This window comes from Mycolicibacterium pyrenivorans (assembly GCF_025821625.1).
Taxonomy (GTDB): domain Bacteria; phylum Actinomycetota; class Actinomycetes; order Mycobacteriales; family Mycobacteriaceae; genus Mycobacterium; species Mycobacterium pyrenivorans.
This window is the reverse complement of the sequence record NZ_JACKSH010000078.1, coordinates 1-9,755: the sequence shown is the minus strand read 5'-3', so window position 1 is coordinate 9,755 and position 9,755 is coordinate 1. Positions and strand designations below refer to the sequence as shown.

Here is a 9,755-nt window from a genome sequence, read left to right as displayed (position 1 = left end):
CCATCATCTGATCCCGCACAACGGCCCACCCCGACTCCAAAGCGCACAACCGAATTCGCCCCCACGCCGAGGGTCGATCGGTGAATCAAGGCTAAGGACGACGTGTTCCGCGGTTTCGCCCAGGAACTCGGACTGGACATGGCAGCCTTCGACGCGGCCTACAACGACCCGGCAACCCTGGAACGCATCAAACTCGACATCGCCGACGGGACCGCCCTCGGAGTGCAAGGAACCCCCACCTTCTTCCTCGACGGTGAACGACTTCAACCGCGCAGCTATGAAGACCTCACCACCGCACTTGACCAGGCACTTCAAAAGTAGGAGCCCGCACCGCTACCTTCGCGCCTGGAGCGAAGCGCGCCGACACCGGCCGGGGCCTGGCCCTGTACCGGTCCATGGTCGACGTGTGCGGCGCGCTCGGGCTCGACGTGCTCGCCGAGGGGATCGAGAGCGCGGCGCAGGCCGACATGGTGCACACCGCGGGCTGCCGGATGGCTCAGGGGTACCTGTTCGGGCGCCCGGTGCGCATGAGCGAGATGAGAGCCGCGTTGTCGTCACACCGCCAGAAGGCCTCCCCTGGAGCAGGATCGACGCCTCACGGCTTGAGCCACCGCCACTGTGCGGTCAACCAGCCGTGCGAATCGGGCAGCCGGTCACGAACCGCGGCGACGACCCCCGGCCACAAACGGTCGTCGTAGTCGTCTCCGGACAGCCAGCCGCCGGGATTCACCTTCGGCGCCCACGCATCGATGTCGGTGGCGACGCTGTCGTAGTCGTGCCGGGCGTCGAGGTGGACCCATGCCAGGGAGCCGTCGGCGAAGAAGTCGGCCGCCCGCGGCGATGAGCTGATGAAGACGTGCACGGTGTCGGCGAATCCGCACGCGATCACGTTGCGGTGCAACAGGCCCGCGAACGTTCCGCCGCCGTACTCGACCGCAGGACCGTGCGCGTTCTTGTGGGCCGGACCTTCCTGTCCACTGCCGCGGCAGGTGTCCACACCGATCACCGTGTAGTCACGTCCCGAGCCGCGCACGACGTCGGCCAGCGAGCACAGGCTGCGACCCAGGTAGGACCCGACCTCCACGAACGTGCTGCCCTCGGCGAAGGTGGCGACAGCCTCCTCCTGGCCCTCGCGCCAGTGGAACCATCCCGGGATGTCGTACCAGTGCGAGACCTCTTCGGCGAACGCGTCTTGTGGTGGAAAGCGCACGATCGATCGACTCCTCTCGTCGCGGAGATCATGCCACCGAGGAGCGGCCATCCAAGGAAAGCGGGCGCCCCCTCGGCCAAAAAGCGGGTACCCCCTCGGTCAAGAGGGAGGAGCTCCGATGACCGCTGGGAAAGAACCGCCTTCGGCCGAGGTGTGGGAAGTCGTCGTCGCCAGGCTGTACAACACAGCCAACCGTGGCGACGGCGCGGAGGAAACCTCGATCGTCCAGGGAACCGAAGCAGAAGCGCGACGGGTCTACGCCGACCGGACCGCGGAGGCTGCCGACCGCGGGTACGACTACGTGACGCTGAGGTGTGACGGCAAGGACGTGGAGTTGTGGCCGCAGGCAACCGGCTGGACATCCTGAGCCTTCGTTGCAAGCGCAACGGATTTCGTCGCGGTTTCGGCTGCCTGCCAGCGGTAACGTCACGAACGCCGATCGGCAAAATTGACAAAACCCCTGGCTGGCGTGCACTGGCGTCAATTTCTGTGAAGTTCGTCACCGGCTACGGAATCCGTACTACTCTCAACTTTGGTTGAGTTCCCAGCCCAGCTGCCGCACCACCACCGCGCAGCCCGATTGTGGGCCATGGCCAGGGAGGCACGACATGGGGGAATCGATGACGTCCGTATCCGGTGACAACTTGGTTTACCACTCGGCTACGGGATCGCCAGAAGAGCTGCAGCGTTGCGGCAGGGCGACTTTCGCCGTGCGCCACTGCTCTTCGACGCGGGTCGCCGTCGCGGTCCGCGGGGAGATCGATGCCGTCAACGGCCGCGCTCTGGGCCGCTACGTGGAGAGCCACGCCAGGATGTCCAAGCAACTGGTGCTCGACCTGCGCGCCGTCGACTTCTGCGGTACGCAGGCGTTCACCGCGCTGTACTACATCAGCGTGAACTGCGCTCGCAGCGATGTGGACTGGGCGATCATCGGGGGCCGCGCGCTGCGCCGCCTGTTGTCGGTCTGCGACCCCCACGGCGAGTTGCCGCTCGATGATGACCTCGCCTCGGCGCTCGCGCGGCTCGACCGTCTCGCGCAGTGCCGCCGCCAACTGGTCTGGACGGGACAGTCGGGTTGGCGGGCCCGCCCCCAGCCACCGGCGACCACGACCGTCACCGCGAAGCGGGCGGTCGTCAAGTACCGCCACCAGTCGGCGTAGTCGCTGACGGCCGGCGGCTCAGCCCAGCACTTCCCGGGCGGCCGCGCGGGCGTCGGCGGCACTGGCCGTGGTCAGCACGGCGTCGGCCGCCTCGCGGCACTGCTGCAGCGACACCTGCGCGAGCTTGGCCCCCACGGCCTGCACTGCCGCCGCGGCGGCCGACAGTGACGTCACCCCGAGACCGGTGAGCACGCACGCCAGCAGCGGATCGGCGGCGGCCTCGCCGCAGACCCCGACCGGTTTGCCCACCGCGGCGCCGGCACGGGCCGTCATCGCGACCAGGGCCACCACCGCGGGCTGCCATGGGTCGGTCAGGGTCGCGAGGTCGGCCGACATCCGGTCGGCCGCCATCGTGTACTGGGCCAGGTCGTTGGTCCCGATCGACAGGAAATCGACATGGTCGAGGATCTTCTCGGCGAGCAGCGCCGCGGCGGGCACCTCGATCATCACACCCGGCGTCAGCCCGTACGAACGTGCCTGGGCGGCAAAGTGTTCCGCCTCCTGCGGGGTGGCGATCATCGGCGCCATCACCCACGGTCTGCTGCCGGTGCGCTCCGCGGCCGCGGCGATGCCCTCGAGCTGGTTGGTCAGCAGGCCCGGGTTGTTCTCGGCGATGCGGATGCCGCGAACGCCGAGCGCGGGGTTGGCCTCGTCGGGATGCCCGGCGAACTTGAGCGGCTTGTCCGATCCGGCGTCGAGAGTCCGGACGACGACCTTGAGGCCGGCGAATGCCTCAAGCACCTCGGTGTAGATGTCGGCCTGCTCGGCGACGGTGGGCTCGGTGTCGCGGTTGAGGAAGCACAGCTCGGTGCGGAACAACCCGATGCCCTCGGCCGGGGTCTCACGAGCCGAGCGGGCGGCGGCACCGTCCTGCACGTTGGCCAGGACTGCGACGGCGTGCCCGTCCGAGGTGGCACCCGGGCCCGACCAGTTCGCGGTTTGCGCTGCGACCCGCTCGGCTTCGGCCACCGCTTCGCGGGCGGCGCCTTCGTCCGGGGCGACGGTGACGGTGCCCCGGGTGCCGTCGACGAGGACCATCGCTCCGTCAGGAACGTGGTCGAGACCGTGGACGGCCACGACACAGGGGATCCCCAACTGACGGGCGATGATCGCGGTGTGGCTGGTGGGTCCGCCGAGCGTGGTGGCCAGTGCCACGACCAGGCTCGGGTCCAGGCCCGCGGTGTCTGCGGGCGCCAGATCCTCGGCGCACAGGATCGAGGGCTCCTCGGGCACCGGGACACCCGGTTCCGGTAGTCCGTTGAGTTCGGCGATGACGCGGTCACGGATGTCGCGCAGGTCGGTGACCCGCTCGGCCATCAGGCCGCCGAGCTTGGTGAACATGTCGACGAACTGGTCGACCGCGCCGACCACGGCACGCACCGCGGGAGCGCCTTCCTTGATGCGCTTCTCGGCCGCGCCGAGCCAGGCGCGGTCCTGCGCCAGGGTGGCCGTGGCGTCCAGCACCTCGGACGCGACGCCGGTGGCGTGCGCGGCGCGGTCCCGCAACCGGGTCGCGACGGCCGCCGCGGCGGCGGTGAACCGTTCCACCTCGGCTGGCCGGTCGGCCTCGGCGAGGTCGGGGGTGGCCTCCCGGTCGACGTCCGGCAGTTTGCCGGGCCGGATCACCGGTGCGTACCGGACTCCGCCGACGACGGGCACACCCTGCAGAACGGTGCCCGGATCGAGCGGAGAGGACGAGGGCTGTGACGTGAGCGAGGAGGGCGCGGTCATGTGAACCAGATTACAAGAATCTGTTGACAAGTCAACACGAATGAGGGTAAAACCAACAATGTCAACATTCACACGGGTCAATACCCACACATACCCTCATCGGCGCGGAGGCACATGTACCCCGAAGAACGGCAGCAGGCCATCGCCTCACTGGTGATGGCCAAGGGCCGAGCCTCGGTCACCGAGCTGGCTCAGGAGTACGACGTCACCACCGAGACGGTGCGCCGCGACCTCGCCGTCCTCGACAAAGCGGGCATCGTGCGCCGCGTACACGGCGGCGCGGTGCCGGTTCGGGCGCTGCACCTAGTCGAACCCGGCGTGGGTGAGCGCGACGTCACCCGCGCGGAGCACAAGGACGCGATCGCCGCGGCCGCCGCGGAGTTCTTCCCCTTGAGCGGGGCGACGGTACTGATGGATGCGGGCACCACGACCATGCGGATCGCAGCGCACGTGCCGACGGATCGACCGCTGGTGGTCGTCACCAACTCGGTGCCGATCGCGGCCAGGTTGGCCGCGGTCCCCTCGGTCTCGCTGCAATTGCTCGGCGGCCGGGTGCGCGGCGTCACCCAGGCCGCCGTCGGCGAACAGACGCTGCGCGTGCTCGACACGCTGCGGGTCGACATCGCGTTCATCGGCACCAACGCCATCAGCCTGCGCCACGGCCTGTCCACCCCCGACAGCGACGAGGCCGCTGTCAAGCGGGCGATGGTGCGCGCCGCCAACTACGTCGTCGTCGCCGCGGACTCCTCCAAGGTCGGCCGCGAGGACTTCGTCAGCTTCGCTCCCATCACCAGCGTCGACACCCTCATCACCGACCCCGAGATCAGTCCCGCCGACAGCGCCGAGCTGAGCGAGCAGGGCGTCGAGGTCATCTGCGCAGGAGGTACCTCGTGATCGTCACCGTCACCCCCAACCCGAGCATCGACCGCACCGTCACGCTGCCCTCGCCGCTGACCCGCGGGGCCGTGCACCGGATCACCTCGGTGACCAGCCAGGCCGGCGGCAAGGGCGTCAACGTCGCCCGCGCGCTGACACTCGCCGGGGTCGAGGCGCTCGCCGTCCTTCCCGCGGCCGCCAACGACCCGCTGGTGAGCGCGCTGCAATCCACGGGGGTGTCCTACCGGGTGGTGCCGACGGCCGAGCCCGCCCGGATCAACCTGACGATCACCGAGCCGGACGGCACCACCACCAAACTCAACGAGCCGGGCGCGACGCTCGACCCGGCAGCGGTGCGCGCGCTCACCGACGCCGTGCTCGACGCCGCCGTCGGCGCCGCCTGGGTGGTGATGTCGGGTTCGCTGCCTCCCGGCGTTCCGGCCAGCTGGTACGGCGACGTGGTCGCGCTGTTGGCCCCACTGCCCTGCCGGGTCGCCGTCGACACCTCCGACGCGCCGTTGAGCGCCCTCGTCGCCTCGCTGCACCGCGGCGCGCCCGACCTGATCAAACCGAACGCCGAGGAGCTCGCCGGGGTTCTGGGCTACTCGCCCCAGGCACTGGAAGACGCTGTAGCACAGGGTGATCCGGGACCAGTCGTATCGGCGGCACGACAACTGGTCGACAGGGGCATCGGCGCCGTTCTCGCCACCCTCGGCGCCGCGGGCGCGGTGCTGGTCGACCAGAACGGCGCCTGGATGGCCACCCCGCCACCGATCGTCCCGCGCAACACCGTGGGTGCGGGCGACTCATCGCTGGCCGGCTACGTCCGCGCCGAGGTGGGAGGCGCCGTGCCCCCGCAGCGGCTGCAGATGGCCGTCGCCTACGGCAGCGCCGCGGCCGCCCTACCGGGCACCACGCTGCCCACCCCCGCCGAGATCGACCTGAATGCGGTTCAGGTGTCGCCGATCTCACCGATTCCGGCCACCCAGTAACAACGAAAGACGAGAGTAGTGCCATGACAAGCTCCACTTCTTCGCCCCCGGTCATCACCTCCGATCTGGTGCTGCTCGACACCGACGTCGAGGGCGACAAGCAGGCGGTGATCACCCGCCTGGCCGACAGCCTCGCCGCCGCGGGCCGCACCAACGACAGCGCGGGTCTGGTCGGTGCCGCCATGGCACGCGAGGAGCAGTCCGCCACCGGCCTGCCCGGCGGCATCGCGATCCCGCACTGCCGCTCACCGTACGTCGACACCCCGACGATCGGGTTCGCACGACTGCGCCCCGCGGTGGACTTCGGCGCCCCCGACGGACCCGCAGACCTGGCGTTCCTGATCGCGGCACCGGACTCCGGCGGGCAGGAGCACATGAAGCTGCTGTCCAGCCTGGCAAGGGCGTTGGTGCGCAAGGACTTCGTCGAGTCGCTGCGCACCGCCGCCACCCCCGCGGAGGTGGTCGGCCTCGTCGAGGGTGTCGTCAATCCCGCACCGGCGGCGGCCGCGGCACCGGCGGCGGCTGCGGCACCGGCAGCGGCGCCCGAGAAGAAGGCCGCCAAGTCCGTCGTCGCGATCACCGCGTGCCCGACGGGCATCGCGCACACCTACATGGCCGCCGACGCGCTGGCCGCCGCGGCCAAGGAGGCCGGCGTCACCTTCGTCGTGGAGACCCAGGGATCCTCGGGCAGCACTCCCCTGCCAGCCGACACCATCGCCAACGCCGATGCCGTCATCTTCGCCACCGACGTCGGGGTCAAGGACAGGGGACGCTTCGCGGGCAAGCCCGTCGTCGCCTCCGGCGTGAAGCGCGCGATCAACGAGCCGGCCAAGATGATCGCCGAAGCCGTTGCCGCAGCAGACAATCCGAACGCGGCGAGGGTCGAGGGTTCGGGCGCGACCGCTCCGGACGCGCCGTCGGGAAATGTCGGCTGGGGCACCAGGACGCGTCAGATCCTGCTTACCGGCGTGAGTTACATGATCCCGTTCGTCGCCGCCGGCGGTCTGCTGATCGCGCTGGGCTTCCTGTTCGCGGGCTACGAGATCGCCGACACCGGCAACGACATCGCGCTGAACAACTCGCTCGCCGATCTGCCGCCCGGCGGATTCACCGAATACCTCGGGGCCATCCTCTTCACGCTCGGCGGGTTGGCGTTCAGCTTCCTGGTGCCCGCACTGGCGGGCTACATCTCGTTCGCGATCGCCGACCGGCCGGGCATCGCGCCCGGCTTCACCGCGGGCGCGCTGGCCGTGTTCATCGGCGGCGGCTTCATCGGCGGCATCGTCGGCGGCGTGATCGCCGGCTTCACCGCCCTGTGGGTCAGCAATCTCAAAGTGCCGCAATGGCTTCGCGGTCTGATGCCGGTCGTGATCACCCCGCTGGTCGCGTCGCTGGTCGTCGGGCTGATCATGTTCTTCCTGATCGGCCGGCCGCTGGCGTGGGTCAACAGCAGCCTCACCGAGTGGCTCAGCGGGATGTCCGGCACGTCGGCGGTCCTGCTCGGGATCATCCTCGGCCTGATGATGTGCTTCGACCTCGGCGGCCCGGTCAACAAGGCCGCATACGCATTCGCCACCGCCGGGCTGGCGGCGGCCACCACCGCGTCCTTCGAGATCATGGCGACCGTGATGGCGGCGGGCATGGTCCCGCCGCTGGCGATGGCGCTGGCCACCACCATCCGGCCGGGACTGTTCAGCGAACCCGAGCGGGAGAACGGGCGCGCCGCCTGGCTTCTCGGCGCGACGTTCATCTCCGAGGGCGCCATCCCGTTCGCCGCGGCCGACCCGCTGCGCGTCATCCCGTCGATGATGTTCGGCGGCGCGATCACCGGCGCGCTGTGCATGGCCTTCGGCGCGACGTCGCGAGCACCGCACGGCGGCATCTTCGTGCTGTTCGCGATCGACAACAAGCTGGGCTTCGTAATCGCGATCGTGGCCGGCACCATCGCGGGCGCCCTGGCGGTCGTTGCCGCCAAGCAGTTCATCAAGCCCGGCGCCAAGTCCGAGCCCGAGCTCGTCGCCGCCTGACCCGCACAACCCCGAGAGAAGGAGAACCCATGCCCACCAAGACCGTCATCGTCGGCTCGTCCATCGGACTGCACGCCCGGCCCGCGGCCATCATCGCCGAGGCCGTCGTCAACGCCGGTGTTCCCGTCACGCTCTCGATGGACGGCGGTGAGCCCGTCGACGCCGGTTCGGCGTTGATGATCATGACCCTCGGGGCCGGCAACGGCGCCCAGGTCACCGTGGCGTCCGACGACGAATCCGCGCTCAACACCGTCGTCGAGCTGGTCCAGCAGGACCTCGACGCCTAGGTTTCACCACGCCGGAATTGCATTCCAGCAGCCAAAGTGCGAGCTCACGCCTAGCTGGAATGCAATTCCGGCGTCTGAGGGCTCCAAGAAAGCGGAACGACCCCTCTCCGGGCCCCCTTACGATTGCCGATGTGCCTTCCACGCGTACCCTCGACGTGACTTCTTGCGCCGCCCGGCGGGCGGCCTCGGGTTTGCTGGCGGCGTGCGGCCGCACAGTTCGCTGGTCGGGTGGGCGACAGTGGACCGACGAGCGCGAATTGGGCTCCAAACCCTCGGGCCCCGGCCAGACACCTCAGGCAGCGGCACAACTTATCAGCCATCGTCGGCACTGAATCGCCCTGGTTCTGCCGGAGGCTCGAGCTATTGGATTGCGACCAGGGGCTGGTCCGTTGTGCATCGTAGAACGTGGCTTCGAACTCCGCGGGTGGAACGTCTTTGAGGTAGCTGTGCAGGCGGGTGGTGTTGTGCCAGTACACCCAGCTCAGGATGGCCAACTCGACGTCCTCGACGGTCTTCCACGGCCCGGTGCGCGCTGGTCCGTAGATCAGCTCGGCCTTGTAGTAGCCGTTGACCGTCTCCGCGAGGGCGCTGTCGAAGCTATCGCCGACGGATCCGATCGAGGGCAGCGCACCGATCTCAGCCAGGCGTTCGCCGTACCGGATGGACGTGAACTGCGAACCGGCATCAGAGTGACAGGTCAAGCCTGGCAGCGTGTTTCCGCGTGACCAGCGGGCCATCTCTAGGGCGTCGAGGACCATCGTGGTGCGCATGTTCGACGCGTCCCGCCATCCGACGATCGTCCGGGAGAACGCATCGATGATGAAACAGACGTAGGCCACTCCGGCCCAGGTCGGCACATAGGTCAGATCCGTCACCCACAGCCGTTTAGGGGCCGACGCGCTGAATCGGCGGTTGACGAGGTCGGGATGCCGCGCCGCGCCAGCGTCGGATTTGGTGGTCGTGACCTGTTTGCCGCGCCGGACCCCTTCGATGCCGAGGCGACGCATCAGGCAAGCGACCTGGTCACGGCCGACGTCGTGGCCGGCCCGACGCGCGGCTTCCACAACTTGACCGCGCCGTAGACGCGGTAGTTGTCCTCCCAGATCTTGCGCAGCGCCGGGCCCAGTTCGGCGTCGCGGCGCGCGCGTGCCGACGGGACCCGGCTCTTGGTGTCGTAGTAGGTGCTCGGGGCCATCGACACCCCTGCTGAGCGCAGGACGGTGCAGATGGGCTCGACCCCGAACTCGTCGCGGTTGGCGTCGATGAAGGCGACTATTTCTTGTGTTGGCGGTCGAGCTCCGCCCCGAAGAAACTCGCCGCACGTTTCAGTATTTCATTGGCACGCTTGAGTTCTCGGTTCTCCTGCTCCAGCTCTTTAAGCCTGGATTCACCGATGAGGTAGGGATGGGAGGCGGGTTGTAACAGCGAAATGCCCTGTCGTGGTGAAAGAATGAGATTTCTCGAGGATCACA

The 9,755-nt window shown here is 68.9% G+C and carries 9 protein-coding genes, 2 pseudogenes and 1 other annotated feature; of the genes and pseudogenes, 8 read left to right on the top strand and 3 right to left on the bottom strand.

From position 1 onward, the window contains the following. Nucleotides 1-96 precede the first annotated feature (96 nt). Together H7I57_RS10410 and H7I57_RS33460 are read left to right on the top strand one after the other, a co-directional pair. Nucleotides 97-321: pseudogene (locus H7I57_RS10410) on the top strand (DsbA family protein); the annotation flags it as partial. A 56-nt stretch (nucleotides 322-377) separates the two neighbouring features. Beyond that, nucleotides 378-698 carry an EAL domain-containing protein gene (locus H7I57_RS33460; protein ID WP_308204335.1) on the top strand — a complete coding sequence of 107 codons (321 nt, stop codon included), beginning with the start codon at nucleotides 378-380 and terminating at the stop codon, nucleotides 696-698. Here the strand turns inward: H7I57_RS33460 and H7I57_RS10400 are convergent. After that, entirely contained in the window at nucleotides 596-1,210 is a 615-nt protein-coding gene (locus tag H7I57_RS10400; protein ID WP_264023410.1) for a class I SAM-dependent methyltransferase, read from the bottom strand. The two genes, H7I57_RS33460 and H7I57_RS10400, sit on opposite strands and share 103 nt — an antisense overlap. A 118-nt stretch (nucleotides 1,211-1,328) precedes the next feature. Here H7I57_RS10400 and H7I57_RS10395 point away from each other — a divergent pair, with 118 nt between their 5' ends. Together H7I57_RS10395 and H7I57_RS10390 are read left to right on the top strand one after the other, a co-directional pair. Then, a complete protein-coding gene (locus H7I57_RS10395) occupies nucleotides 1,329-1,577 on the top strand; it encodes a hypothetical protein (protein WP_264023409.1) in 249 nt (82 codons plus the stop codon). A 253-nt stretch (nucleotides 1,578-1,830) separates the two neighbouring features. Next, on the top strand, nucleotides 1,831-2,370 hold the full coding sequence (locus H7I57_RS10390; RefSeq protein ID WP_264023408.1) for an STAS domain-containing protein: 540 nt from the start codon (nucleotides 1,831-1,833) through the stop codon (nucleotides 2,368-2,370). 18 nt (nucleotides 2,371-2,388) lie between these two features. On the opposite strand, the gene ptsP is transcribed toward H7I57_RS10390, so the two are convergent. Further along, the gene (ptsP, locus tag H7I57_RS10385; RefSeq protein ID WP_264023407.1) at nucleotides 2,389-4,101 is read right to left on the bottom strand and encodes a phosphoenolpyruvate--protein phosphotransferase; all 1,713 of its coding nucleotides are present in this window, start codon (nucleotides 4,099-4,101) and stop codon (nucleotides 2,389-2,391) included. A 114-nt stretch (nucleotides 4,102-4,215) separates the two neighbouring features. Here ptsP and H7I57_RS10380 point away from each other — a divergent pair, with 114 nt between their 5' ends. Genes H7I57_RS10380 through H7I57_RS10365 form a run of 4 tightly spaced genes read left to right on the top strand, consistent with a single transcriptional unit; the run spans nucleotide 4,216 to nucleotide 8,283 of the window. Beyond that, the gene (locus H7I57_RS10380; RefSeq protein ID WP_264023406.1) at nucleotides 4,216-4,995 is read left to right on the top strand and encodes a DeoR/GlpR family DNA-binding transcription regulator; all 780 of its coding nucleotides are present in this window, start codon (nucleotides 4,216-4,218) and stop codon (nucleotides 4,993-4,995) included. Continuing rightward, nucleotides 4,992-5,969, top strand: coding sequence for a 1-phosphofructokinase (gene pfkB / locus H7I57_RS10375; RefSeq protein WP_264023405.1), 978 nt, complete (start codon nucleotides 4,992-4,994; stop codon nucleotides 5,967-5,969). The genes H7I57_RS10380 and pfkB overlap by 4 nt, the downstream gene beginning before the upstream one ends. A 23-nt stretch (nucleotides 5,970-5,992) precedes the next feature. Further along, on the top strand, nucleotides 5,993-7,996 hold the full coding sequence (locus tag H7I57_RS10370; protein WP_264023403.1) for a PTS fructose transporter subunit IIABC: 2,004 nt from the start codon (nucleotides 5,993-5,995) through the stop codon (nucleotides 7,994-7,996). A 29-nt stretch (nucleotides 7,997-8,025) separates the two neighbouring features. Continuing rightward, nucleotides 8,026-8,283, top strand: coding sequence for an HPr family phosphocarrier protein (locus tag H7I57_RS10365; RefSeq protein WP_264023401.1), 258 nt, complete (start codon nucleotides 8,026-8,028; stop codon nucleotides 8,281-8,283). Between the two features lie 383 nt (nucleotides 8,284-8,666). On the opposite strand, the pseudogene H7I57_RS10360 reads toward H7I57_RS10365, so the two are convergent. Next, nucleotides 8,667-9,669: pseudogene (locus H7I57_RS10360) on the bottom strand (IS3 family transposase); the annotation flags it as partial. Next, nucleotides 9,470-9,601, bottom strand: a sequence feature (AL1L pseudoknot). Its footprint overlaps the pseudogene before it by 132 nt. Nucleotides 9,670-9,755: the final 86 nt, after the last annotated feature.